Source organism: Paenibacillus sp. J22FR5 (assembly GCF_059691975.1).
Genome location: NZ_JCAUAN010000029.1, coordinates 1 through 26,050, shown reverse-complemented (window position 1 = coordinate 26,050; position 26,050 = coordinate 1). Strand labels below are relative to the sequence as shown.

At 40.7% G+C, this 26,050-nt stretch carries 21 protein-coding genes, 1 pseudogene and 1 other annotated feature; of the genes and pseudogenes, 12 read left to right on the top strand and 10 right to left on the bottom strand.

Features of this window, described 5'->3' with window-relative positions; translation table 11 throughout:
• Positions 1-177: 177 nt before the first annotated feature.
• The 12 genes from AC58P7_RS26560 to AC58P7_RS26505 all read left to right on the top strand — a co-directional run bounded on the left by AC58P7_RS26560 (position 178) and on the right by AC58P7_RS26505 (position 14,192).
• Positions 178-381: a DUF3311 domain-containing protein gene (locus tag AC58P7_RS26560; RefSeq protein ID WP_497348361.1), complete on the top strand. Its 204-nt coding sequence runs from the start codon at positions 178-180 to the stop codon at positions 379-381.
• Positions 378-1,856, top strand: a complete 1,479-nt coding sequence (locus AC58P7_RS26555; protein WP_497348359.1) for a sodium:solute symporter family protein — start codon at positions 378-380, stop codon at positions 1,854-1,856. Before AC58P7_RS26560 ends, AC58P7_RS26555 begins: the two co-directional genes overlap by 4 nt.
• A 140-nt stretch (positions 1,857-1,996) precedes the next feature.
• Entirely contained in the window at positions 1,997-3,589 is a 1,593-nt protein-coding gene (locus AC58P7_RS26550; protein WP_497348357.1) for a LytS/YhcK type 5TM receptor domain-containing protein, read from the top strand.
• 14 nt (positions 3,590-3,603) lie between these two features.
• Positions 3,604-4,329 carry a LytR/AlgR family response regulator transcription factor gene (locus AC58P7_RS26545; RefSeq protein WP_497348355.1) on the top strand — a complete coding sequence of 242 codons (726 nt, stop codon included), beginning with the start codon at positions 3,604-3,606 and terminating at the stop codon, positions 4,327-4,329.
• Positions 4,330-4,571: 242 nt separating this feature from the next.
• Positions 4,572-4,841: a binding site (T-box leader), on the top strand.
• Between the two features lie 93 nt (positions 4,842-4,934).
• Complete coding sequence (gene ilvB / locus AC58P7_RS26540) at positions 4,935-6,653, top strand: biosynthetic-type acetolactate synthase large subunit (RefSeq protein ID WP_497348447.1); 1,719 nt, start codon at positions 4,935-4,937, stop codon at positions 6,651-6,653.
• Complete coding sequence (ilvN, locus tag AC58P7_RS26535; RefSeq protein ID WP_497348353.1) at positions 6,650-7,165, top strand: acetolactate synthase small subunit; 516 nt, start codon at positions 6,650-6,652, stop codon at positions 7,163-7,165. The genes ilvB and ilvN overlap by 4 nt, the downstream gene beginning before the upstream one ends.
• Before the next feature lie 372 nt (positions 7,166-7,537).
• Complete coding sequence (locus AC58P7_RS26530) at positions 7,538-8,077, top strand: NAD(P)H-dependent oxidoreductase (RefSeq protein ID WP_497348445.1); 540 nt, start codon at positions 7,538-7,540, stop codon at positions 8,075-8,077.
• 564 nt (positions 8,078-8,641) lie between these two features.
• Complete coding sequence (locus AC58P7_RS26525; protein WP_497348351.1) at positions 8,642-8,860, top strand: hypothetical protein; 219 nt, start codon at positions 8,642-8,644, stop codon at positions 8,858-8,860.
• An 873-nt stretch (positions 8,861-9,733) separates the two neighbouring features.
• Positions 9,734-10,717, top strand: a complete 984-nt coding sequence (locus AC58P7_RS26520; RefSeq protein ID WP_497348349.1) for an SLAC1 anion channel family protein — start codon at positions 9,734-9,736, stop codon at positions 10,715-10,717.
• 666 nt (positions 10,718-11,383) lie between these two features.
• Positions 11,384-12,310: a LysR family transcriptional regulator gene (locus AC58P7_RS26515; RefSeq protein ID WP_497348347.1), complete on the top strand. Its 927-nt coding sequence runs from the start codon at positions 11,384-11,386 to the stop codon at positions 12,308-12,310.
• A 57-nt stretch (positions 12,311-12,367) separates the two neighbouring features.
• Entirely contained in the window at positions 12,368-13,063 is a 696-nt protein-coding gene (locus AC58P7_RS26510; protein WP_497348345.1) for a DUF7002 family protein, read from the top strand.
• A gap of 211 nt (positions 13,064-13,274) precedes the next feature.
• Positions 13,275-14,192 (top strand): hypothetical protein, encoded by a 918-nt coding sequence (locus AC58P7_RS26505; RefSeq protein ID WP_497348343.1) that lies wholly within the window; start codon positions 13,275-13,277, stop codon positions 14,190-14,192.
• A gap of 989 nt (positions 14,193-15,181) precedes the next feature.
• Here AC58P7_RS26505 and AC58P7_RS26500 read toward each other — a convergent pair.
• The 10 genes and pseudogenes from AC58P7_RS26500 to AC58P7_RS26455 form a co-directional block, all read right to left on the bottom strand.
• Complete coding sequence (locus AC58P7_RS26500) at positions 15,182-15,487, bottom strand: hypothetical protein (RefSeq protein ID WP_497348341.1); 306 nt, start codon at positions 15,485-15,487, stop codon at positions 15,182-15,184.
• A gap of 240 nt (positions 15,488-15,727) precedes the next feature.
• Positions 15,728-16,258: a peptidase M56 gene (locus AC58P7_RS26495; protein ID WP_497348339.1), complete on the bottom strand. Its 531-nt coding sequence runs from the start codon at positions 16,256-16,258 to the stop codon at positions 15,728-15,730.
• Positions 16,259-16,421: 163 nt separating this feature from the next.
• Positions 16,422-16,844 (bottom strand): hypothetical protein, encoded by a 423-nt coding sequence (locus AC58P7_RS26490; protein WP_497348337.1) that lies wholly within the window; start codon positions 16,842-16,844, stop codon positions 16,422-16,424.
• A gap of 512 nt (positions 16,845-17,356) precedes the next feature.
• Positions 17,357-18,637 (bottom strand): IS110 family RNA-guided transposase, encoded by a 1,281-nt coding sequence (locus AC58P7_RS26485; RefSeq protein WP_497348335.1) that lies wholly within the window; start codon positions 18,635-18,637, stop codon positions 17,357-17,359.
• Between the two features lie 296 nt (positions 18,638-18,933).
• Positions 18,934-19,629 (bottom strand): annotated as a pseudogene (locus tag AC58P7_RS26480) (transposase); the annotation flags it as partial.
• A complete protein-coding gene (locus AC58P7_RS26475; RefSeq protein WP_497348443.1) occupies positions 19,587-20,504 on the bottom strand; it encodes an oxidoreductase in 918 nt (305 codons plus the stop codon). The pseudogene AC58P7_RS26480 and the gene AC58P7_RS26475, both read right to left, overlap by 43 nt.
• A 507-nt stretch (positions 20,505-21,011) precedes the next feature.
• Positions 21,012-22,100 (bottom strand): GerAB/ArcD/ProY family transporter, encoded by a 1,089-nt coding sequence (locus tag AC58P7_RS26470; protein WP_497348333.1) that lies wholly within the window; start codon positions 22,098-22,100, stop codon positions 21,012-21,014.
• Positions 22,097-23,269 (bottom strand): Ger(x)C family spore germination protein, encoded by a 1,173-nt coding sequence (locus AC58P7_RS26465; protein ID WP_497348331.1) that lies wholly within the window; start codon positions 23,267-23,269, stop codon positions 22,097-22,099. Before AC58P7_RS26465 ends, AC58P7_RS26470 begins: the two co-directional genes overlap by 4 nt.
• Positions 23,269-24,663 carry a spore germination protein gene (locus AC58P7_RS26460; protein ID WP_497348329.1) on the bottom strand — a complete coding sequence of 465 codons (1,395 nt, stop codon included), beginning with the start codon at positions 24,661-24,663 and terminating at the stop codon, positions 23,269-23,271. The genes AC58P7_RS26465 and AC58P7_RS26460 overlap by 1 nt, the downstream gene beginning before the upstream one ends.
• A gap of 576 nt (positions 24,664-25,239) precedes the next feature.
• A complete protein-coding gene (locus AC58P7_RS26455; RefSeq protein WP_497348327.1) occupies positions 25,240-25,659 on the bottom strand; it encodes a transposase in 420 nt (139 codons plus the stop codon).
• Between the last annotated feature and the right edge of the window lie 391 nt (positions 25,660-26,050).

The window sequence follows — 26,050 nt, the reverse complement described above, 5'->3', positions numbered from 1 at the left end:
ATGAGAGATGGCATATGAGAAGAAATCCTTTGAAACCGGAATTTCAGCATGTAAGGTAGCGCTTTCAACATGTTAATCCAAAAGTATTCTAGAATGCTTTTAAATCTTTTATAATGATGAAGCAACGTAATATCAACTATATTGAGGTTTACACTTTGCTAGGAGGGGAACTGTTAAATGAAGAAATTCATCATATTTATATTGGTCGTTATTCCTTTCATCGCCCAATTGATAGCGCTGCCATTAGTAAATCGAATACATCCTCTCATTTTTGGATTTCCCCTGTTTCATTTTTGGCTGCTTTTATGGATGATTTTGACGCCGCTTTTTACTTTGGGGATTTATCAAATTCAGAAACGATCAGGAGGTTTTGAATCATGAGCGGGAATTTGGTAGCCTTTTATATAACAGCAACTGTCGTTATTCTAGTCATGTTGATTGGCTTTGTAGCAGGCCGGAACAAATCATCTAGAAGCTCTGTTGAAGAATGGTCCCTTGGCGGAAGAAAGCTGGGCAGTTTGTTTGTTTGGTTTTTGATTGGTGCTGACGTATATACCGCCTATACATTCCTTGGACTGACGAGCTCAGCGTTTAAAGGAGGAAGTATCGCCTTTTTTGCGACTCCTTATGTAGTGCTTGCGTATCCTATCGCTTATTTCTTTTTACCTAAGCTGTGGAAAGTTGGTAAAGCGCATTCATTTACTACCTTGGCTGACTATATTAAGGGCAGATTTGAAAGTAAAACATTATCTGTTTTAGTCGCTATAATTGGTGTTTTCATGCTGATCCCCTATATTGATCTCCAGTTAAGCGGCATATTAGACACGATTAAGATAGCGAGTAATGGGCAAATTAATGTTGTCTTAGTGGTTATTGTATCTTTTTCTCTAGTAGCCTTGTATACGTTTTTCAGCGGTATTAAAGCTCCGACTTACACAGCGATTATTAAGGATATTTTGGTTTGGGTCATCATGCTGTACATGGTCGTGACCATTCCTATTATTCATTTTGGAAGCTGGGGAAGTATGATGGATACGGCTGTAGCTAAGTCTCCCCAAATGTTAACCATTCCTTCTTCTGGTGCAAAAGGGATTCCATGGTTTTCGACTGCTGCGTTAGTTTCTGCTATGGCTTTGTTTATGTGGCCACATACGGTTACAGGCATATTTAGTTCAAAAAGCGCTGAATCGCTGCGGAGAAACACCATTATTCTTCCATTTTACAACATTGTATTGATGCTCGTAACTTTTCTAGGTATCACAGCAAGTCTTGTTGTTCCCAAAGGAACAGATCCACGGTTCGCCTTTCTAACATTGATTCATCAGTCTTATGGCGGTGTGATGCAGGGCTTGGCTTATTCAACCATAGCGCTTGCTTCTTTAGTACCTTGTTCCATAATGGCCATTGGGGCATCCAATTTATTTGCGAATAACATTTATCGAGATTTGATTGCGCCAAAAGCAAGCATGAAAACATTAACCGGTGTTACCCGCTATATGGTCTTTCTGGTTATCGGTCTGGCTTTGATATTTGGATTAATGTTTCCGAATGCATTGGTTTCTCTTCAGCTTATGGGAGTTTCAGGTATTGTGCAGATTTTCCCTGCTGTTGTCTTCAGCTTATTTTGGAGAAATCTTTCCAAGGAAGCAGCTTTATCTGGTTTGATTGCAGGTATGCTAACGGTGTTCCTTGTATATGCAAGCGGTCATTCTTATGGCATATATGAAGGATTTTGGGGTTTTCTTGTCAACATTATCGTACTGGGATTGGTTAATATAGTTTATGTTAAAAAAGCAAAGCTTCGTACCAATTCAGTCTTGCATACAATTTTTGACTTGAAGAACGCGGCTAAATGAAGTCGTTCAACATTTGAAATGTCCAAGTCATGTATAGATAGACTAGACTAGCTATATTAGCTGGTCTATTTTTTTTCTTATTGTAGGAAGTGAGGGAAGTGGTTAATCTATGTAAGAGTTGAGAATGAGGGGGTGCATGCATGCTGCATCTTATGGTTGATATGCTGGAAAGGGTAGGATTTTTGACTTCAACAGCTTATGTAATCTCGCGCAGTAAATGGATGCGTAGCTATATGAGCTATCAAGGGGAACAAAGATACCATTGGCGTTTCCTCTTGTTTTTCTGCATGTATGCCATACTTGGTACGTATTCAGGTGTTGCAGTTTCCAAATACGATTACCACGCAGCCCCATGGGTTGGAAATGTATCTGCCACAGAGGCGATTGCTAATTCGAGAACAGTAGGGGTGGTCATTGCAGGCTTACTTGGCGGGGTGAAAAGTGGATTTATCGTTGGACTCATTGCGGGGCTTCATCGTTACAGTTTAGGGGGATTTGTTGCTATTGCTGGTATGGTAGCTCCGATCTTGCAGGGAATTTTGTCCGGTTTATACCGTGGCGCTATCAAGAAAAGATTTCACCACGTATCGATAGTACCATTGGCTTTTGTAGTTGGCTTAATTGCAGAAACTCTACAGATGGTTTTAATTCTTTTGCTGGCTAAGCCCTGGAATGAAGCTTTACATTTGGTGAAATTAATCGGATTCCCACAAACGATTGCTAACAGTGTTGGCGTGGCCTTGTTCTTCATGGTTTATAATACGATTGAAAAAGAAGAAGAGCGAATTGGCTCTATCCATGCAAGAAGGGCGTTGCAGATTGCAGATATTACCTTGCCTTATTGGAAAAGCTCCTTTGAAACAGCGGTCCACAAAATTGCTCAGGTCCTCGTGGAGGAAATCGATGCAGTTGGCGCATTCTTCAGCAAGAATACAAATGATGGATCTGTGAAAGAAGGCAGGACATCACCCTACTGGATTGACATGCCCATCGAGATGCAAAATAAAAAGAAAATCGGAAGTTTTCGATTGTACTTTCGGCGGCAGCAGGATATCAATCCTTATCGGCAAATGATGATCGGTTCACTAGCTCAACTGCTTTCTCAGCAATTTGCGTTTGTGGAAGCTGAGAAGCAAGAGAAGTTCGTGGCAGATGCAGAATTTCGTTCGTTACAATCTCAAATGAGGCCTCACTTTTTGTTTAACGTTCTGAATACAATGAAATACTTTATCCGAACCGAGCCCGAGACGGCGCGACATTTAGTGACTCAGCTTGCCACATTTTTACGCAAAAATATGACAAACAGCAGTAAACCTTTGATTTCCATTCGTGAGGAACTAGAGCTGGTGATGGCCTATTTGGATTTATCAAAAGCTCGGCTGGGAGGTAAGATGACAATCACTACGATTATTGATGAAGGAGTCAAAGAGCGGCAGCTGCCGCCATTCAGCATCCAGCCCTTGGTGGAAAATGCGATCGTCCATGGCATCCAATCGACAGAACAGGGATCTATCAAGCTTATCATCAAAGAGGATGGGGACAGGGTTCTCATTCTCGTGGAAGATAATGGCGTAGGATTTCCTGCAGTAAAGATAAAGGATAGCGATGAACATGCAGGATTGGCCCTGCATAATATTGAGCAGCGGCTCCGCTATCACTACGGTGAAGATCAGGCTCTACATATAGAATCCGAGGTCGGAAAAGGAACAAAGGTTTACTTTTGGATCAAATAGGAGGGAAATAAGGCATGGGGGTAAAGATATTAATCGTGGATGATGAAACTCCTGCTCGTGAAGAATTGAGTTATCTACTTCAACATGTTGATGGAGTGGAGCAGATCCTTCAGGCCAAAAGCGGAATGGAGGCGATTAAGTTGACGAAGGAAATTGAGCCTGATCTTATCTTTCTTGACATTGAAATGCCTGGTTTAACAGGGCTTCAAGCTGCCGAAGTGATCCAAGAGCTAAGAGTAAAGTCGAAAATTATATTTTGCACTGCGTATGATCAGTACGCCATTGAAGCATTCAAACTGCGGGCGTTTCATTATTTATTGAAGCCTTATGATGAAGCTAATATTCAGGGGATTTTAAAGGAGATCCATATGGAGAGGAGCAGTGCGGTTATATCGCCACAAACCGCTCCGCTTAAGCTGGCAATTGAGGTGAATGGTTCCATTAAATATTTGTCCCCACTGGACATTATTTTTATGAGCACAGAAGGCAAGCATGTTTTAATACACGCCAAAGATGAAATTCACAAAACGAACTATACATTACACGAATTGGAAGGAAAACTGAAGTCATTTTCCTTTTTTCGCAGTCATAAAAGTTATTTGGTGAACTTGAACCACATTGTAGAGTTAAAAGCTTGGATGAATGGGGCGTATAACCTAATTATGAAGGACAAGTCCAAAAGCTCTGTTCCAGTGAGTCGGAATTATTTGAGAGAGCTTCGTTTAAAGCTGGAAATTTAAGTTTAAACTGTCGTATAGAACATTCCCCCATTTTTCTGACCACCTTTAAAGCTCCTTTCTTCCATCACCGCAAGGAACGTCTTGTAAAATCTCCCTTCTAACAAATCAATCATCATTCTGACATCCCCTTTGTTATCTTGTTTTGAGATACCTGGTATCGTGTCTTTCCATAACTAAAATAGATCACTTTATGATAACCTAGTCTAGAAGGTAATCACGATACTTTTAAATATTTCAAATAATTCCAAGCGATGAAGAGAATAAAGCACAAGGGCTCTTAAGTCCAGAGAGCAAAGGATTTGGTGGAAGCTTTGCCTTAAACCCTTGTACGGTCATCTCGGAGCTTTTGAGTGAAAACTAGATTGAACCTTAAATCTAGTAATAAGCTCAAACGTTTAGCACACGTTATTATGCTAGAGGTCAAAGCGTTTACTTTGACTTCATGAGGCTGGAAGTCATGAGATTTCCGGTGAATCTGGGTGGTACCACGAAATGATCCTTTCGTCCCTAATCGCTGTATAACATTGCGGTTAGGGATGGAAGGATTTTTATATTTTAGAAAATTGGAGGAATAAACCATGATTAAGATTGAGGGACAACACTCGATGCAAGAATGGCTAACTAAGCTAATGAAGAGCGATATGATAACAGGATCGGAGGCGCTTATCAGAAGCTTGCTAATTGAAGGTGTCGATACTGTTTTTGGGATTCCAGGAGGAAGTGTCCTAAATATTTACGACGCCATTCATGACATTCCAGGGTTTAACCATATTTTAGCTCGTCATGAGCAGGGGGCCATTCATGCTGCAGACGGCTATGCGCGCGCTACAGGAAAAGTTGGGGTTTGCTTTGCAACATCGGGACCTGGGGCAACTAATCTAGTAACGGGTATCGCCACTGCTAATATGGACTCTGTTCCATTAGTTGTGATTACAGGAAATGTCCCGACGCCCTTACTTGGTACTGATGCGTTTCAGGAAGCAGATATTACCGGCATCACAATGCCTATCTCGAAGCACAACTATTTAGTTCGTGATGTCAATGAGTTACCAAAGATTATTCATGAAGCATTTTATATTGCTTCCACTGGACGAAAGGGGCCAGTTTTGATCGATATTCCAAAGGATGTAACGAGCCAAACGATGATCTTTCAATATCCGTTAGGTACTCCTAAGATTAAAGGATATCTCCCGGACATCGATCCGAATATGACACAAATCGAAAAATTACTCAGGGCTATCGAAGAAGCCGAACGCCCTGTCATTCTGGCTGGCGGGGGCGTTATATATTCGGACGCTTCCAAGGAATTACTAGAATTTGTAGAAAAAACCCGGATACCAGTTACGACGACATTGCTTGGTTTAGGAGGATTTCCAAGTGCACATGAATTATGGATGGGCATGCCGGGCATGCATGGAACATACGCAGCCAATAAAGCCTTACAAAATTGCGATCTTCTCATCAGTATTGGAGCACGCTTTGATGACAGAGTAACGATGAAAACGAGTGGATTTGCTCCTAAGGCGAAAATTATTGCGCATATTGATATCGATCCAGCAGAAATTGGGAAAATCGTTCAAACGGCAATCCCTTGTATTGGCGATGTGAAATCCGTGCTTCAACAGGCTAACGTTCATGCGAAACCGGTAAAATCAGAAGCATGGCTGACAGAAATTCAAGAAAACCAAAAAAAGAATCCTCTTCGTTATACGGATTCGGAAATAACTTTAAAACCACAATTCGTAGTTGAAATGATCAGCGAAACTACCAATGGCGAAGCGATCGTTACTACGGACGTAGGGCAGCATCAAATGTGGGCCGCTCAATTTTATAAGTTTAAGCATCCGCGTTCGATCATTACCTCTGGTGGACTTGGAACAATGGGCTTTGGTTTACCTTCGGCGATAGGGGCACAGGTAGGTTCCCCAGACCGACTCGTGGTGTCCATCAATGGCGACGGAGGGATTCAAATGAATGCACAAGAGCTTGCGATTTGCGCTATTCATAACATTCCCGTGAAGATCGTTATTCTGAATAATCAGGTCCTCGGCATGATACGGCAATGGCAAGAAATCATTTACGATAGTCGCTTTAGTCATATGGACCTCTCTGGTAGTCCAGATTTCGTTAAACTGGCTGAAGCCTATGGTGTTACAGGGCTCAGGGCAACAAATAAAGAAGAGGCTCGTCAGGTGTGGAAAAAAGCTCTGGAAATACCGGGCCCTGTACTTATTGATTTTGTTGTCAGTCAGGAAGAGAATGTTTTTCCAATGGTTACTCCGGGTTCCACGATAGATGATATGATTATGGGGGATGAAAGATGAAACGTCACACGATTTCTGTTCTTGTAAACAACCATCCGGGTGTTTTACAGAGAGTTGCTGGATTATTCGGACGCCGCGGTTTCAACATTGACAGTATAACTGTAGGCCAGTCAGAAGAAACTGGATTGTCCCGTATGATCATTGTAACGTCTGGGGATGACAAAATGCTCGAACAAGTGCAAAAGCAGCTTAATAAACTAATCGATGTTATTCAAATTATTGAATTAACCGCTTATCCGCTGGTTGACCGCGAGCTTGCACTTATCAAAGTAAGTGCTGTGTCCAAAATGAAACCGGTCATTTCAAGTATTGTTGAACCCTTTCGTGCTTCTATAGTCGATATTGGATTGGAAAGTCTGATAATTCAAGTTGTTGGCGATCAAGATAAAATTAATTCATTAATTGAGCTGCTGAGACCCTATGGCATCTTGGAACTAACCCGTACAGGTATGACGGCTATGTCTCGTGGAGAGGTCGTAGATATCGATAACGGTTTTGAACAAGCCTATTAAGGTTTGAACTGAAATTTTCGGTTTTAGTTATTCTCATGCTTGTTGGGTGCTGCAGTTCTACGAATCTACCTTTTAATAGGTATAATGAGTTGATGGCGGCCAAAACGCTGGACAATGGTAAGATTTACAATGAAATAGAATGTAATATTGGATAAATACTAACGAGGTTATGTCCACTCAAATATTTGAATTAGGGGGGTGGGATGAAAGTGACGCAATTTTGGGAAGATATCGATGAGGCAAATAAATGAAGCTTTAGTTAATAAACAAGAAAGTATTTTTATGAAAAACGCAGCATTTTTCGAAAACAAATGAAAATAGTACATGAAACCTGAATGTAAAAAAATACAACAATGGAATGGAGCAATTAAAATGAAAACCTTAGTCATCATAACTCACCCAAATATCGAAACATCTAACTGGAATAAATCATGGCTGGAAGCATTGCAAAAGCATGGTGATTTCACTATTCATCAATTATATAAGGAATACCCAGACGAAAATATCGATGTTACTAAGGAGCAAAAGCTAATTGAAGGGCATGATCGGATTATTTTCCAATATCCCCTTTATTGGTACAGTACACCTCCATTACTTAAAAAGTGGTTTGATACTGTCTTGCAATATGGTTGGGCCTATGGACCAGATGGTAGTAAAACAGCAGGTAAAGAAATAGGTGTAGCGATCTCGACATATGGAACTGAGGAGTCGTATCAAGCAACTGGGTCGAACCGCTTTACACTACAGGAAATATTGCGACCGATCGAAGCACTTGCCCACTTTATCAGCGCTTCTTATCTGCCTCACTTTGCACTTAATGATACTTCGAACGTTACTGATGAACGATTAGCAAAGAGCAGCAACGATTACATTCAACATTTTAAAACTGTAAAGCAAGTTGTGGTTAAATAAAGGACTCTATAGAAACGATTAAAGGAGCTGCCGAGGCAGCTCCTTTACTTTTCATATTTTTAAAAAAGGAGGGGGGCTACTACAAAGAAACATGCCGTAATATGAAAAGGCAATGGTGAACCATACTGCCCAAATCGCGAGAGTATCCCGTTTATTTGAGGTGGGTCTGTAATCTCTAATAATCAATATAGTTTTATCTATAGGAATAATAGAAACAACGATATTGATCACTTTTCGGGACAAGGTTAAAATAAGGAAGTCGTTGCAGAAGGGTGGAAGTTGGATATTTGGTATCCATCGAATATGGAGTTTGCCTTACGAGTAGTGGTAGCCGTTAGATGTGGGAGATTGATTGGTTTTGAGGGGGAGTGGAGCCATCAAGCAGACTGGACTTCGTACGCGCATATTAGAAAGTATAGGCTCAACAACGATCTTGTTGCTTTCCATCATGGGTCTTCTGAGTTTTTGTTAAAGAAACTCTTCAGAATATAGATCTACCTGGTCTAGCGGCTTGGGTCATTAGCTGTATTGGCTAGGAACTATCATTCGAAAGGATGGAATTAGATGTACCATACTACGCTTCAATTTGACATCGATTTTGAAAATGCTATTTTTTTTTGTCATTATGTGATGGTTGTAACTGATGAGAAAGTCTCAGGTGGGGGATTAATAGAAAGATATGACGAAAGCTACGTTTGGATAAACGGCAGGCAACATTTACGTGCACAATCATCGTTCATTCATATGCCTCCTCCTGAAGTGTATATGATTTTTCCTGATTAACCAAACGATTGGCGTTGATCAAATCGCATGTTTTGTCTCAAATGTAAGCGAATGAACTTGCCTGATGACAAGAACAGTTCTGACAAAAGAAAAACTGTGATTGTGTGTAAGAGGACAAGAACATATATCTATAGAGATCCGCGCGCAGCGCGGTTTTATTATTTTAATGCTCTATTAATCAATATAGTCTTATCTATAGGAATAATAGAAACAACGATATTGATCACTTTTCGGGGCAAGGTTAAAATAAGGAAGTCGTTACAGAAGGGTGGAAGCTAGATATTTGGTATCTATCAAATATGGAGCTTGCCTTACGTGTAGTGGTAGCCGTTAGATGTGGGGTTTAATAGGTTTTGAGGGGGAGTGGAGCCATCAAGCAGACTGGACTTCGTACGCACATATTAGTAAGTTTAGGCTCAACAACGAGCTTGTTGCTTTCCATCATGGGTCTCCTGAGTTTTTGTTAAAGAAACTCTTCAGCATATAGATCCATCTGGTCTAGCGGCTCTGGTCATTGAGATTTCTTACGCACTAAGAGGCACTTTGCACTCCATAAACAATGCAAGTAAGCGAATAAGGGTTATTCCACTTAAACTCTTCGAGTTTCGCTTCGTCAGTGATTCGGGTCCCGCGCCCCTTTTGCATAATCAATAAACCTTCGTCCTTCACTTGTGAGTTTACCCATTGTCGTTTTTCTATTTATTAATAGGTAGTCGGCTAACTGGTTCGTTGAAGGTAGATCATCACCAGGTGATAGGACTTGATAGCCAATAAGCAATTTTATTTGTTCTTTAATTTGATATCAAAAATAAGGTGTTAACTAAACAATTAGTTAATTGGATCATAAAATAAAAAGGAAATGGTGACTTTTCAATGCAAACAATAGCTGCCGTACAGAAACAAAGAAGGATCGGTTCAGTACAATTCTTGCCAGTTAATTTATTCGCGTCAGTTATGGGTATTTCAGGTTTGTCTTTGGCTTGGCGACAAGCGAGCAAGCTATTTGGTACTTCCCCCGCCATCGCTGATATTATTGGAATCGTCGCGGTACTTATGTTTATCGCGTTAAGCATAGGTTATATTTCAAAATGGGTTCTATACCCTCAGAAAGTGGTAGGCGAATTTACGCATCCTATCTTAGGGAACTTTTTTGGTACAATCGCGATTTCGATTCTATTGCTTTCTTCTGTGCTAGGTACCTACAGTCAAGTATTAGGCCAAACGGTTTGGATCATCGGAACGGCGACCACTTTAGTGCTTAGTTTTGTCTTCATTTCGCGATTGTTAAATGGGAATCAAGAACCAGCAAATGCGGTTCCTGCATGGATTATTCCTGTAGTGGCAACACTCGACGTTGGCGTCGCCGGCGGAACGATGCCGTTTCCTTGGGCGCATGAAATCAATCTGTTGTGCTTAGCGATCGGCGGAATAGTTGCTTTAGTTTACTTCGTCATCATCGTATCCAGATTGATCCATCATGCTCCAATGCCAGCTGGGTTAACGCCTTCCATGCTCATTTTGATTGCACCGTTTGAGGTTGGCTTTCTTAGTTATACAAACTTCATGCAACAAATTGATCAGTTTGCATCAATATTGTTTTACTTTGGCTTATTTTTATTCATCGTCCTGTTCTTTAAAGTCTTCAAAAAGTCTGTACCGTTCGGCGCTTCTTGGTGGGGTGTAAGCTTTCCGATGGCTGCGCTTAGCAACGCTGCTTTGGAGTATGCTCTGTTCGTACATTCCTGGCTGTTAATCGCCATCGCCGCGATCATTCTGGCATTGCTTAGTATCGTTCTGATCGTTCTGTTTATTCGTACGCTGAACATTCTGTTCAATGGCAAATTGCTTAAAGGTTAAGGTAAATTCATCTTTCAAATAAAGGCGTAGGTAATCGTACACAGTACACAGATGAGTTCGTCATAAGTCCCTTTTCGAAATATCGGAAAGGGACTTTTATATTTTAATTGAAAACCAGTTGGATACAAATACAACTCGTGTGCTCGGTCTGCATATGTTTTACTCATTTGCATCATTGTACCTCCTTACGAAGCGAGAAACCATAGAAATTATGCATCATTATGATAGAAAAAGGAACATTGTTGGTTGATATGTTGATTTTATATAATTAGATTAAAACACGAGAAGAATCAATCGGACAAACAGCAATTTAACTCCAAACCTAATCTTGATAGTGAGGTTTTCGCATGTATTGTCCTCCTGTCAGTAACAAATAATAACAACTAGTAGTGGGATGTTTTACGAAGACTATTTGATGCGAAAGTGGTGTGTCTCACTCATATTTTTCATACTAATCATAAAATCGTTTGATCCATCCATGAGTCTCTAGTCATGTATGGGTTTGTTGTCTTTGCGACCAGCAAATTCTCAAAGGAGCTGTTCAGCCCAATCATGGATGTAATGGGGGCGCGGCGATATGCTTACGTTTGAATAAGTGTAAAGATGTTGCAGACAAATGGATTTATATACTGAGATAATGAAGCAAGAAACACGAGGTGAATGAGGATGGAATTAAGACAACTAGAATATTTCATGACGACTTGCGAAGAACTCCATTTCACTCGGGCTGCAGAAAAACTTGGTATTACACAGCCTACGTTAAGTCATCAAATTAAGGCGCTTGAGAACGAGCTTGGTGTTCAATTGTTTGATCGAATCGGTAAGAAGACGATGATCACAGAAGCGGGGATGATCTTATACCAGCAATCCCATAAAGCTATAGGATCCTTGGCAAGTGCACGCGAGCAAATTCAAGAGTTGCAGAAAGTAGAACGCGGCACTTTATCGATTGGCGCCTTGCCGGGTGAATTAAATGAGCTGGTTTCATCACTATTAATCAACTATCATCGCAATTATCCGAATATACGCATAAAGTTGATTGCTAATGAAGATGTCGTTGAACGGGTCCTGCAAAATGAACTGGACTTTGCCATCTCTATTTTACCTGTAGAACATGATAAATTGGCGATTAAGCCTCTCTATAGAGAAGCCTTCTTTTTCGTGACTACGGCCAGCCATCCTTTAGCCAGCCACCTTCAAATTGATTTTGAAGAATTAGTAACAACCCCGATTGTGATGTTTCCTGAAACACACCGATGCCGGCAGCTGATTGATTCCACATGCAAAATAGCAGGGCTGGAATTAAAACCTTTTATTGAAACGACAACGGTCGATTCTTTATTCAATTTAGTAAGGTCCGGGACAGGGGCCACTATTCTTTCTAAAACATTAATCGAGATGTATCAATATGAGGATTTGATCATCATTCCTATCCTAAACCCAACGCTCTGCCGAGAAGTAGGGATCGTTTATCATAAAGATAAGTATTTGGGCCGGGCAGCAAGCGGATTTATCGATCTTATTCTTTCTTATATTAAGTCTATTAAGAAGGAAGAACATACAGCATATTGCGATCAGGAAGCGAAAGCTTGATGGAGACATTACTGACCCAATTACAAAGAAATGAGATCGGATAAGAGGTATCATAGTATGAACGATTTAATTGCAAAAAAAATATCGAACAGTTCAAAAAGGAAGTCATTATTTCATTTTACAAGAGTCCGAAACTTGCCTTCAATTGCGCATCTCGATGCTTTGTATTCTTGTAATAAGGTTGATCCTAATTTATCGAATGAAAGACGGATAATGAGTAGAGAAGTTCATTTTCACGGCAATGTTTTTGTAGCAAACGCTCATCTACGAATTGCAGATCAAGTTATGGATGCAAAAACAACTCATCAACAATTTTATAATTATCTGGATCAGCACGTATTTTTTTGGCCGACACAAAGGGATTGTCAAAAAATGCTGGAGATATATTCAAAAAGAGAACCAAATGAAGCATTTGCTATCCTTCAATTGGATGCACATTCGTTGCTTTATGACTTCTATGACACTGTTAAGTTGTCTAAGTACGATTCGGGAAGCTCACCTCGTTACCCAACTCGTTGTTCCTATAAAAAAAGTTTGCAAATGTTTTTGCCACTAGACCAATTCGAGATTGTGCGGGAAAATTATGTGCCCTCAAAACCTTCTGAGATACGCGAGGTCCTTGTGGAAGAGAAAGTAACGAACTTGTCCCGTTATTTACAGGCTGTTTATTGTAAAAATATTATGGAGATTCCCGAAAGATGGAGGAAGTATGCACAATCTTTTCAGGATTTTAATGGGATAAATGCACCCTAATCATACATGATTGACATGTTAAACCAAAGGCGTATAAAATCCTTTCGTCAAACGGATAATACGTATGATTATCCAAATCAAGAGTCAGAACGTCGATAACGATTTGGAACAAGCCTATTAAGGATTGAACTGAAATCTCAAATGACAAAGGAACCAGTACATTTTCTTCATAGTAATGATGGACTGGTCTCGAAAAAGGAGAACTATTGAAATGGTTTGGAATAACCTAAAATCCAGAAGTTTTTTATCAGCTTATATTTTAGTTATTCTCATGCTTGTTGGTGCTGTAGTTCTACAACAAAAGGATATTCTATTCCCGGAAATTGCTGGTATGGCCATGGGGATTATGGTGTTTCCAGTACCGCATTGGATAAAGAAGCCAGTCCACCTGTGGCTTTCCCCAACATTAGGTGCATTCATTGGTACTTCTTTGAACGATTTGTCCCTAACGCCTCTGATGAAAATATGGTTTGGTCTTGTGATTGTTGTCATTTTAATGCATGTATTTCGCGTCAATTTTGGACCAACGATTCCTGCTACATTGCTGCCGATCTTTTTAGGTCTACATGACTATGTTTTTGTAATCTCAACTACTGTCTTTACGTTTGTGATTATGTTGGCCGCTTTTAGATTGAGAAATCCAGAAAAGTTGCCTGATGGTACGCTGAATTTTCGAAAGAAAACGGATACGGTTATCATTACCATTGTTTTATGCCTTTGGATTGGGCTGGCATTCGTAACAAAACTAGAAGTTATAGTGGTTCCGCCTGTATTTGCCCTCATTTTTGAGCTCTTTCATACTGAGAAATTTACTTGGAAATTGATTCCATCTCGTTTAGCGGTATTGACGATAACGGCTATTCTTTCAGTAGGAGTCTATCACTTGTTGGCAGGTTCAATCATTTGGGTTGGTGTCATAAATGTATTGATTACAGTCATTCTTTGTAATTTGTTTAAAGTTCCTGTTCCTGTTGCATTTGGTGTCTCGTTGATGCCACTTATATACCCAGCATGGGGAACCTGGGGTTTTCCAGTTGGCGTCTTTGCCACAACAGGAGTTTTGATGTGTATTTCTGCAGCATACCGTCAGTTCAGAAACAAACGAGCGAAACAAGACATAGCCGTGTAAACAGAAGGTAACACAGAAGACAGTCAATCAATGGCTACGAACAACTTGGGTAAACGATAAACTTGAGAAGACAGACAAACTTTACGGCACTTGAAAAACACTTAACGGGGTGATTTCAGGTGTCTTTTTGCGTTCAGAAGATCTTAAGAGGGAAGGGGCGGCGTGGTATTTTTAGAGATTATTTAAGAGTACATCCTGCAGACTGTTTGTACTAAATTGGAATTTATATTCCGTTTATTGACGATTATTGTATAGCATGATAAAATCAAAAACGTAATACGGAATGTTAATTCCGATTAGAGTCATTTTTAGTTTGTGGAGGGGATATGCCATTAGAAGCCTAGTCATGTATGAACCAAAATCAAAAGTCACATCCAATCAAATCTTATGATTATTATTCTCATTATTGTTATATTTCTAGTTTCATCTATCTTGCATTATAAAAGGATTCTAACGGATCGAATTCTAATGCTAATTTGGTTTTTAGCAATTATTTTTGTAGGTTTATTCAAATAATAAAATAGTATGCTTGTAGAACGAAACCCATTGAACAAATTAATCTTTTTACGATGAGCATGTCCCGAGTGTTGAACCGTCTTAGGAGAAGAAGTTGGCTAAGAGCAAGACAGTGCTTCTTCACAAAATCCGTATTTTATACACATGTCTATAAAACAGGTATATGCCCTTTATATATATGAGTTTTTATGTCTTGTGTCACAATCCATGTGTTTTAGTTTTTATTGTTTTTTCGGAACGAGACGTAGTTCCTCGACTATTAACTCGGGGCTTCTCCTTTACTAGATTTGGATACCGCTTTTTTACGTAATCTACCTGCGCTTTCAGGTAATCCCGTTCTTCTTCCACCGTACCAAAGATCGTGCGAGGACGTCCTGTAAGAGGCGAGGTTGTTTTCTCTGATCGTACTTTAAAGGCCTCTCCGTTTTGCCATTTCTTCACCCATACCTTCAATTGTGTACAGTTTCTAATGTCTAACTTCTCAGCTTTAACTTTTCTATGTATTGAGGTTCATCGCCGTAAGGATGAAAAGGAGCCAATATAAGCCCCCTTGAATAACGAAAAAAAACTGTTTCTCCGTTATAATTCCAAGATGCCATTCCTTCGCCACTCTTCATTGATAGTACATTTCCATTAGGAAGTGTTTGTGAAATGTCCTCTATCTGTAACTTTAAATCATCGTCATTGGAAATATAGTTTTTCCATTCTTCTAAAGTTATTGGATTTTCTTTCGCTTCGAACGTGTACTTAGCCCTCGTAATATTTAATTCATATCCCACATAAATACCCCCTATTTTCTTACATTGAGTTATTCAACTAATACTCAACAATTTCCTTCTTTTTTAATTGAGGGTAAATGCCTGTAAATACCCGTTACCTTAATAAACAAAGCAGGTCGCCACGGCGCCTACTTTGTTTGTCTCTATGCAGCTAAAGTTCTTCGTTAGTTCAACAAAAAGAACAGGTTGCCACGGCTAACTGCTCGTTAATGTTTGTCTACATCAGGGATATGGTTTTACTTATGAATGTATAAAAGAAACAGTATTACCGATTTGATATATATGGTTTTGATCTGCATAGATGATGAGATAGTAGTATTTATCTCCGTTTATAGTCACTGGTGAAGGATATTTGATAATTAAACTTGCTTCATTATGCATATGCTCATCTTGGTCAGTGGAAGGCAAAATTAGTCTTGCTTCTTGTCCTGATATAATCAAACTTTCTATTTTAGGTCTTGATCCATATGGTTGTAACTTATGATATGCATTAAATTTCACAACATCATCTATATTCAAGCCTACCCCTGATACTGCACTAATTAAAAAATATCCGTCTGTACCTTCGTACTTAGCAGGGGTGTATCCTGTCACTGGTTTCCACGTTTTCGGATACTGGAACTCAACTTGGTAATCAACATTCTTATAGATGTTATAGTTTGGCGGTTTAGTTTCGTCATGTATTAACTTTTGAGGTTCAGCTAATGTCGATTGAGGAAGAAACAAAATGCTAATGATAAGAACCAGAGTATATAACAACTTTTTTCTCATTTAATCACCCTAGTTTATCTTTTCCTGATATGGTATAAGTATTCCATTAACCTGCCCGTTAACGTAATGAAGACCACCGATCGTACCGGCAGCCTTCTGGTGATGTCTATTGAGCTATAGTGCTTATTACACTCTTGTCCGCCGTTAGCTTATCTCCTAGACTTTAAACAATTGTTGCACAGTAGCCTGTTTCCTTACCTTTTTCAACTGCATTGATATAACCATCAAAGTAATATGGTATCTCATCTTCTTTCCCATTCTGAATTCTACCTCTAACTTTATCGAAAGCAAAAATTGAAATTGAAAATTCCGGCTCACCAGTAACTAAAACAGGTTGTTCTCTATCTTGCATCCAATAGTACTTCCCACCATAATTCCTTCTTGCTACTTCGAAAATGTAACTTCCAACCATAGAAGAAACAGAATCCAAAGAATCATTATCTATTTCATACTCACATAATTCTTCAAGAATATCTTCTACTTTACGTAAACTTTGTACACTAAAATCGAAATTTCCTTTATCAGAAAAATTATTTGTGAAGCTTTCTGCCGTTGAAATAATGTCTTGTTCTAATCTACTTTGCATACATTCTAGCCTCAATAATATGGACATAACCTAAAACGTCTATTTTTCACTTTTACATCCCATAATCTCTTCTCCAGACATTTCCATTATCCTCCCTCTATGGAGAATCGTTTATCTCTTAAATGCTCTCGTTTTCTTAGATTCTTACCATAAATGCTTATTAGAAGATAACATTTTATTGGAACGATGTTGTAGAAGAAGAAATTTATGGGTCTGCTGAAGTGCAAAAAAACTGTTCACCCAATCCACATGCTGAAAATAGTGGATATAATGGTAAAGTATAGTTGCACCTTTGGATCTCCACATGGGCTCATGGCGGTCAACCCTCCCACATCTCGCAGAGTCTACGCTCCCACATTCCTTCATTCAACCTGTCCATGAGGTGGAGGTCAGATATACTGCCCGACAGGATCTCTTCGTCCGTAAGGATAGTGCCTTTCCGACTCATCCGTGCTTCTTGTTATCGTTCTCTTGCCTTTCTTGAGATCATTAATAACGCTGAGTATCGTTATTTAAGCTGCTTGTGGTAACTCTGCAAATCTAGGGATATCCTGCATCATCTTTTCTTCACTAAATTCGTAACCTTTTGTTAATATGCCGAAAAAGACTCGTATAAGCTTATTACACAACGCAATGAGAGATTGCATCTTCTTGAGCGGATTCACCTGTCGTTTGGTGTAATACTCATGTAAGGCCCGGAAGGCTGCGTTTTTAGCGACTAACGGCATCATCACTCGAAAGAGCAAAGCACGAAGACGTTTACGGCCTCGCTTGGTTATCTTCGACTGTCCAATGTGTGTACCTGATGAGTTTGTTTTCAGGTTCAATCCAGCAAGCTTCGTGATCTGCTTGGGATGACGGTACTGACCAATGTCGCCCACCTCAGCTAGAAAACCTGCAATGGTGTCCCTGCCGATCCCTTTCATGGCCAACAATTGCTGCACATGTGGGATCTGCATGAGCAGTTCATCCAACTTTGCCCCCAGCTCTTCAAGCTTGTTTTGAAACCATTCGTACTGGGTCAGCTTCAACTCCATTTTAGCTAACTCTGAACCGTCTCGTATGCCGACAGAACAGCTTGCTGCTGCTTTCAAACTAATGATTCGACCTAGACCAAGCCCTCGCTTTGCAGCTTCTCTCAAGTGCTGTAGTAAGGTTGTATCCGGCACGTGAACAAGTTCGTGAGGCAGTAGATGAAGGTTTAACATTTGGATGGCAGATTTGCACTCCCAATCTTTAAAGACCGTCAGAAACTCTGGGAAATACCGATCTAACCAGTTATGGACGCGTGCTTGCACAACACAAAGGTCAGTTGTTAGGTGTTCGCGAATTTTCATCGCTTCCCGGAGTTCGGCATAAATGCCCTTAGGAAGGCTAGGTATGGCGTATCTCCCGTCTTTGACCAACTGTGCAATCACTTTCGCATCTTTAGTGTCATTCTTCGTAGGCGAATTGTCGTCTAGTTCTTTGCTTTTCTTCACGTGTAATGGATTCACCACACCGTACTTCACTTGCTTTTCTTTAAGGAAATGAGCAAGGTTCAGCCAGTTATGACCTGTAGGTTCCATGCCAACTATAACGTCCTGGAACCCTTGGTCCATTGAAATCTTCTGAAACCAGCTCATGAACAACTCAAAGCCTTCTCTATTGTTCTCAAACGTAATCGGCTTCCCGAACTCGACTCCGCGGAAGTCTTGCGCACGAGCCACATGTTTGAATTTTGCGATGTCGACTCCGATAATTAAGGTAGAATAAGTGATTTGATTAATTCGTTCATTTTGAGTAGAATGCATGTTGTAGTCTCCTTAGTTTTGTTTTTGGATCTGTCGCTGGCCAGCAACTGGGATCCATTTACATCATACCAAGGAGTCTTTTTATTTTTCAAACCTCGTATTTCTTCATAATAGGAATGCTGCCCGTTACTTGAATGAACAAAAAAGAGGAGTTGCCGCGATGGAGGCCACTGAAGAACTTCTTGGTTTTCGGAACAATACGAGACACGAATAAAAAGACGACCCTCATTCCCAGTTTATGGGGATGAGGGTCGTCTTTTCTCCTATCTAATTCAGGTTTTGTTGATTGGTTTTTACTACATTAGCTTCAATATTCGCTTTAGATTAACCGTGAATATGGCCATAGCACCTTGTAGTTCCATACCTAATAGACCCGAGGATGTGGCTACATCGTACCCGTGCCTGTGCTTGAGTTCACTATTCTTTGCTTCAATCTTGTAGCGTTCTTTTGCCTTCGTCTTGAAGTACTCGCTCTCTTGGAATGCCATCTGCTCGGTGTGTTCACTGGATTTTATGCTCACCGAATAGGATTTGCTTTTTGCCCCATCCTTGTAGCAACCTTCGCGGAGGGGGCATCTCTTGCACTTCTCCACGTCAAAGTAGTAGGTATCTGTCTGGTTCGTTCCAACGTCTTTCTTGCCTTGACGTGCTTTTCGAATCGCCATATGGCCGGCTTTGCAGACATACATACCCGCATCCTTGTTGAACTGAAATTCATCTTCATGCTTACGGTAGCCTTGCGTAACAGACGGATTAAGCTTAGCCACCAATTCAATCGTATTCTCCTTGGTGTAAGCAATGTTGTCCTTCTCGGAGTATGCCGAATCACCGATGACGGTTTTCACTTCCATGCCGGCTTGCTTGCTATTTTCGATGAGGCTCTGCAGTTGTTTGCCGTCATTCTTCTCACCCGTCGTTACAACGGCTGCCGTAATAATCCGCTCCTCACTCATGGCCATATGGGTTTTGTAACCAAAGAACGAGGAATCGCTCTTGCATACTGAACCGGCGGTTCTACAACATGAGCTATGGACTTAATTGCCTCCGCCAGGTGTGCATCATCCAATTTCCCGACCGCGATAACAGGAAGCTTAAGTGCGTGTTTGTACGCTCTGGCAAACGGAACTTGATATCCCGGGTGGATGCCTGGTTTCAACTTCCCTGGAGAAGCTTCACCACCACTTGACACATGAAAAATATCAATACCGGCAGCCTTGTATTTCTTGGAAATTTCGATAGAGTGGTCCAAACCGTAACCACCGTCCATATATTCTATTGCTGACATCCGCATGATTAGTGGCATGTCCGAAGGCAACACACTACGGACTGCTTGAATAACCTCCACACCGAAAAGAGATAAGTCTTTACCGTATTCATCAGTCCGATTGTTGATACTTGGAGACTGAAATTGATGGATTAAATATCCGTGAGCACCATGAATCTCAATCGTATCGACACCAGCCGTGATTGCCCTTCTTGCTGCTTCTTTAAATTTAACGACCATTGCTTTGACTTCATCCGTAGTAAGAGCGCGCGGTGTTCTGAAGCCTTCTTCGGGAACCGGAATAGCAGAAGCTCCTATAGGCTTCTCTGCATCTTGAGCTTTTCGTCCCGCATGCGCGATTTGTATACCAATTTTCGCTCCGTACTTGTGGACTTCGTCAATGATACGTTTAAAGGCAGGAATTTGATCATCTGACCACAAGCCGAGATCTCTGTTCGTGATTCTTCCGTCAGGATCAACGTCAGTCATTTCCATAATGATGAGACCCGCTCCACCTATTGCTCGAGAAACGTAATGCACATAATGCCAATTATTTGGTGCACCATCCTCGGCGTCGACGGAATATTGGCACATGGGAGGCATAACAATTCGATTTTTCAATTCTAAATTCTTAGATGAAAAAGGTGAGTTAATTTTAGCCAATTCAATTCATCCCCTAAATTTATATATTGACAACACATTGTCTTATTTAATTAGCAATTTGACTACTGGAAACGAAGTATTTCACGGAACGTATTGACCAATGAGGAAGCACCAAAACCAAATCGCTTAGACGTGCATTCCATTGTGCTCGTTGTTCTTTATATCTTTCATAAGGTACCAGACTGAGCCGAACAGAAAGGTCTTTTTGCTTGAGGGCATCGTCCACGAAGACGATATAGTCTCCGTTGCGAAGAATATATTCATTCCAGTTTCTTCCGCTGAGACTAAGTGGAAAAGACTGTATTTCATGCATTTGATTGCAGCAAATGATCTTTAGCGGTCAATTAAACTCAACGATTTCACTTAGCGTATAAAACCGTTAAAATGTTGGCTCTCCCCCTACCAACAATAACCTGGTACGACAGCGGGGCCAGATCACTTGCACTATTATGTTGCGAATGATCGGCCCCTAATAAGACTAATGAGTAGAAAAATAACCGGAAAACCGACGATGAAAATCGGAAAAATATATGTAATCCAGACAAGGTTCGAATAATCCAATATCCCAAAGATGTTTGCAGGTATTAATGAAATAGCGAAAATGACGGGGGCAGTTATTGCGATCATTCCCCGCCATTTCTTGATACCAAACAATTGTGCTGTTCCATAACTGTTGATGAACAAGTAGATGGACAACTTTACTAATACGCTGAAAATCCAGATGAACACAATCCATACATCCATATTTTGAATAAACTCTAGATAATTAATGAATCGAACCATAGCAAAATACGGAAAATACATGCTCGAACCGATATTGGTTCCGAATGTTGAAATAACCATAATTGTCGCAACAATTGCGAGCAAGGACGGAATGCAAATTGACAATAGGACCGGCTTAAGCAGCTTTTCCGGCTTCGCAATAAAAGGCGTTAACATCATGATCATCATGGATTCCCCCAGGAAGGATGCATTCACCAATGACCCCTTTAAAATGTTCATGACGCCAGAATCCGCGTATATCGGCAGAAGCAGCGCTGTGTGCAAATTGGGTATATTTAATGCAAATGAAATGACAATGCCGGCTAGAATCAGTGGTCCAGCCACTTCACTGAAACGTGCAATGGCTTCGACACTGCCAGCGAAGGTTATGTAAACCATTGCCGCCATCATCAGAGCGGAGATACTCCATACCGGCGTATCGTGGAACAGAATCTGCTTAATAAATAATGAAAATATTCGCAATATATCAGCACATACGGAATACCAAACCAAAATATACATCAGACTAAATAGCTTTCCGACCCACTTCCCAAAAAGCTTTTGCGCAAACTCGACCAGCGTATGGGAAGCATGTCGCTGACTGACTCGAACTAAAATCATCGTTACGGCCAAACCAATAAAACCCGCCACCGCAAGTGAGATCCACGCGTCTTGTTTAGCGATTTCAATGGTTGGCGATATGGTTAGCCATATCGACATCGATATCTCTAACGTTGTAAACATCCAGAACAACTGCCAAGTTGAAATTTTCATTCTTTTTCTCCTTTATCTCCTTTTCTTACGATTCGCTTGCGGATATCTCCCGTACTCTGAATAATCAACTTGACATCGACCGCCACTTCAACAGTCGGAAATATTTCATCCCATTTATTCCGAAGTTCTTTCCATCGATAAGGATGTTCTCTGTGAAATTCTTCGCCGATTCCGAACACGTCCTGCCCAAACTGAGTCTGCAACTTCTTTATTGTTTCTTCTACTCGCTTTGCTTTTATTGCGTTTAGCTTATTTTCTATGTGAATGCGTTCGGTGGATACAGAAAGATCAATGTCCGTATTGTTTTCAAGTACCCTTCCGGTTCCCACTAGTTTTACATAGGCTTTCAGCTTATTACCATCAAATTGAGTTCGAATGGTTTGTTTTAAATTGGATTCATATAAAGATATACTTCCTTCCTCGATCTCTTCCGCCACGAATTGATTTTTCAATACACCTTTGACCCAAAATAATTCGAGCGATTCTCTCCCACTCACTTCCCCGACCATCTGCAAATCTTTATTAAAGATGGCAACAGATCTGACATCAAATATTTTGTCTTTCTCTTGTTTATTCATTGGTGAAATCTCGACCATCGGCATGGACGGACGAATGCCATCCCGCCCTACATCAATTAAAACATCTCGTAAGGCCGTGTCTCCTAAGCGACAATATCGATCTTGATGAACAGCCACGATCGATGAAAATTGATTGAACGGACTGTTAATATTCAATACTTCCTTTCCTTCTCCGTTATTCACAACGAAAATATCCGTCCGCAAACGCGTATCTGTATTTCGTGTAAATTGATCCATAACATCAATTAGCCCATTTCTTGCCAGTTTTTCTCCAATAAAAATGGATCTGCGATGCCCAAGGAAAACTTTACGGGGCAGCTTGTCTTGAATTTGTTGCGTCAAATCTACGATTGACGATCCGGTCGCCGTTAATACAATGTTGGCCCTTTGTTTGTTTCCCTCACCACCCCTGATACTTTTGAAATCAGCGGGAACCGCGATTTGAGCGCTTTTTTGAAGTTTGCCGCTTTCCGATAAATCTAAGGCAGTTCCAATCCAGAATGCGTAATCGTTAATTTCATTTCGGTCCCAGCATCCCGAGAGCATCAGTGCCTGTATCAAAAGAAGGATGAAACACCCGATTTTCTTCATTATTTTTCTTGTGCCGATACGTACTTTTTATTCATTCGTATAAGCGTATCCTTCCAGAAAGTTGGACCAATAGGTGCTACCGGTTTTAAATATGGCATACCGAATGACTTGAGTGTCACAAGATGAATCATGATGAACATAATGCCGATCGCAATCCCGTACAGACCAAGGACTCCGCCTGAAATCAGCAGCGGAAACCGCAGCATTCGAAAAGGTAATGCCAGACTATAGCTAGGAAAAGCGAACGAGGCAATCCCAGTACCCGCAACAATCATCACGATGGGAGCAGAGATAAATCCAGCTTGGACGGCTGCTTCCCCAATAACAAGTGCTCCTACGATACTCACTGCTGACCCGATGGCTTTAGGCAATCGAAGACCGGCTTCCCGTAATCCTTCGAACATAAGCTCCATCAACAAAGTTTCAACTACCGATGGAAACGGAATTCCTTCTCTAGCTGCTGAAATACTAAGCATTAGCGCCAGTGGGATCATCTGTGGATGGAACGTCGTAAGCGCAACATATATGGATGGAACTAGACAAGACATAATGGCAAGTAGGAGCCGTAAAAGTCTGACGGCCGAAACGTATAAGAAGCGTTCATAATGGTCTTCTGCTGCTTGAAAACCTGCCCAGAATGTCATCGGCAGCACCAGTGCGTTTGGGGAGCCGTCAACGATAATGGCCACTCTTCCTGCCAATAAACTTGAGGAAACGGTGTCTGGACGTTCTGTATTCTGAATTTGCGGGAAAAGGGATAAGGATTTGTCCTCAATAAATTCTTCAATATAACCTGAATCCAGTAGTTGATTTGTATGGAAAGATTGAAGTCTAGCCCTAACTTCTTGAAGCAATTCTGGTTTGACTTTATCTTCGATATACGCAACGACAAACGAAGTATTGGTCAACTCACCTGCTTGATGATTTTCGAACTTAAGTTTCGAATTACTTATTTTTCTTCGAATCATGCTTAAATTTGTTTTTAAGTCTTCGGTGAACCCCTCACGCGGACCGCGTATAGATGCCTCATTTGAAGGTTCATTGATCGCGCGTTGTTTGAAAGCGGTTAGAACCGCTACATAAGCAAATGGCTTTCCATCTACAAAGATAGCCGTACTTCCTTTCAGAACTTTTGCTACGATTTCCGAAATGTTAAAAACCATTTTATACTGTGTCAGTCGATCAACATCACGACTTATCATACATGCCGAAATAATCTCTTCCAATTTGTTAGAATCCGTTAATTCTTCAATATAAACGAGTAGAATGTTCGAGTGTTCAGATAGTTTAAGAGGTCTAAATACAACATCGGCACAATTATGAAAAATGCCATACATCGCGTCATGATTGATTTTAATACTCTCGCTCACACCCACAGGAATACTAGGCTCCACGTCGTTCCCTCCCTTTCCATAAATTTCATTGATTATTATGCGCATATATTTGTTGCCTTATTCGAGCAAATATGAAGAGAAGCACTGCTCAATGCAGTGCCTCTTGGAGCCTTTTTTTATTTTCGCGATCTAGATAATTAATAAATCGAACCATAGCAAAACACGTAAATACATGCTTGATCCGATATTAGTTCCCTATGTTATTTCACCGAAGCTTATACCAGCGCCAGGGTAGCAAGTGGTGACGGAATGAAAACAGGCATACTCAGCAGCTGTTTGCTGACCGACGGCTTACGGGTAATGAGCGAGATTTGAACGGTTAGACTGGTGATAGGGATAGCCTTTTTGGAGTTGTCGAGATGTAGGACGAAAATTTCCGGCAGAATGGCGATGCCAAGGTTGGCCAGGTTTGAATCCGATTAATGCATTTGCCCAGCTCAATTTCAAACGAAGCGCTCTCTTTCAATCCGAATACAGGAAGCTTGGTACTCCGTGCTTTCTTTGTAATCCTGCGAATGAACCAACCTACGTAATATAGATTTAATTTAAGCTACACAGTCATGAATAACGGCTTTGTCAGGCGAAAAAAGACTCTCCTCGTTGAACTAGACCAACCAGAATACGTGCTAGTTTACCAACTAATTTAAACAAGGAACGGTACTTTTTCATGTGCCTTACATGTACGTTATGTTCATGCCACTTCCGAAACAACGGATTGTTACCAATAAGACGTAAGGTCGCTAAATACAAATACTTTCGCAGCGTTGCATCACCCCGTTTTGAGAGTACGATCTGCCCTTTCCGTTTCCCCAGCATACTCTCAGCTAGGTTCATACCTGCTCTTCTCAGTAGTTGTCGCCCATGAGAATACAGACTTAGATGACCTGCACCCGAAAGGATAGCTGCAACGAAGATGGGCCCAAGACCCTGAATGGAGCGAAGTTGTTGAGCCAAAGGTATCTTATCCAGGAGTACCAGGATATCTTGTCCAATCATCTCTAGAATCTCGACAAAATATACATTAATTCTCTCCTGATTTTGTTGTTTTGAATTTAAGACTTGTTCTCCATGATTTCAGATAACGTCTTATTAACGAAATTCGAATAAAAAACTGGCTTAGACGGAATTACTTACTTCACAATAACCAAAAGCCATATTGTTTTATTTGCTCGGAGTTTAAAATCTTCCTTTAATCTGATTCAACTATGCTGCCCGTTAGGTAAGCGAAAGGCTGCCGATCGTCTCGGCAGCCTCCCATTACTGTATATTGATCAAACGTTTTCCGTCCCTCGGTTTTAAGGGTTTATCTCACGTATGCTCACTCACTCGCAGGATTTCATCACCTTATAAATCAGTATTTTTCAGAAAGTAAGTTGATTAAAACCGT

Coding starts and splice junctions, on each gene's coding strand:
- AC58P7_RS26490 (WP_497348337.1), bottom strand. CDS start 16,844: ATGCAAAGTAGATTAGAACAAGACATTATTTCAACGGCAGAAAGCTTC.
- AC58P7_RS26495 (WP_497348339.1), bottom strand. CDS start 16,258: ATGAGAAAAAAGTTGTTATATACTCTGGTTCTTATCATTAGCATTTTG.
- AC58P7_RS26560 (WP_497348361.1), top strand. CDS start 178: ATGAAGAAATTCATCATATTTATATTGGTCGTTATTCCTTTCATCGCC.
- ilvN (WP_497348353.1), top strand. CDS start 6,650: ATGAAACGTCACACGATTTCTGTTCTTGTAAACAACCATCCGGGTGTT.
- AC58P7_RS26505 (WP_497348343.1), top strand. CDS start 13,275: ATGGTTTGGAATAACCTAAAATCCAGAAGTTTTTTATCAGCTTATATT.
- AC58P7_RS26550 (WP_497348357.1), top strand. CDS start 1,997: ATGCTGCATCTTATGGTTGATATGCTGGAAAGGGTAGGATTTTTGACT.
- AC58P7_RS26465 (WP_497348331.1), bottom strand. CDS start 23,269: ATGAAGAAAATCGGGTGTTTCATCCTTCTTTTGATACAGGCACTGATG.
- AC58P7_RS26470 (WP_497348333.1), bottom strand. CDS start 22,100: ATGAAAATTTCAACTTGGCAGTTGTTCTGGATGTTTACAACGTTAGAG.
- AC58P7_RS26485 (WP_497348335.1), bottom strand. CDS start 18,637: ATGCATTCTACTCAAAATGAACGAATTAATCAAATCACTTATTCTACC.
- AC58P7_RS26555 (WP_497348359.1), top strand. CDS start 378: ATGAGCGGGAATTTGGTAGCCTTTTATATAACAGCAACTGTCGTTATT.
- AC58P7_RS26510 (WP_497348345.1), top strand. CDS start 12,368: ATGAACGATTTAATTGCAAAAAAAATATCGAACAGTTCAAAAAGGAAG.
- AC58P7_RS26515 (WP_497348347.1), top strand. CDS start 11,384: ATGGAATTAAGACAACTAGAATATTTCATGACGACTTGCGAAGAACTC.
- AC58P7_RS26530 (WP_497348445.1), top strand. CDS start 7,538: ATGAAAACCTTAGTCATCATAACTCACCCAAATATCGAAACATCTAAC.
- AC58P7_RS26525 (WP_497348351.1), top strand. CDS start 8,642: ATGTACCATACTACGCTTCAATTTGACATCGATTTTGAAAATGCTATT.
- AC58P7_RS26475 (WP_497348443.1), bottom strand. CDS start 20,504: ATGCCTCCCATGTGCCAATATTCCGTCGACGCCGAGGATGGTGCACCA.
- AC58P7_RS26455 (WP_497348327.1), bottom strand. CDS start 25,659: ATGATTGGACAAGATATCCTGGTACTCCTGGATAAGATACCTTTGGCT.
- AC58P7_RS26520 (WP_497348349.1), top strand. CDS start 9,734: ATGCAAACAATAGCTGCCGTACAGAAACAAAGAAGGATCGGTTCAGTA.
- AC58P7_RS26545 (WP_497348355.1), top strand. CDS start 3,604: ATGGGGGTAAAGATATTAATCGTGGATGATGAAACTCCTGCTCGTGAA.
- ilvB (WP_497348447.1), top strand. CDS start 4,935: ATGCAAGAATGGCTAACTAAGCTAATGAAGAGCGATATGATAACAGGA.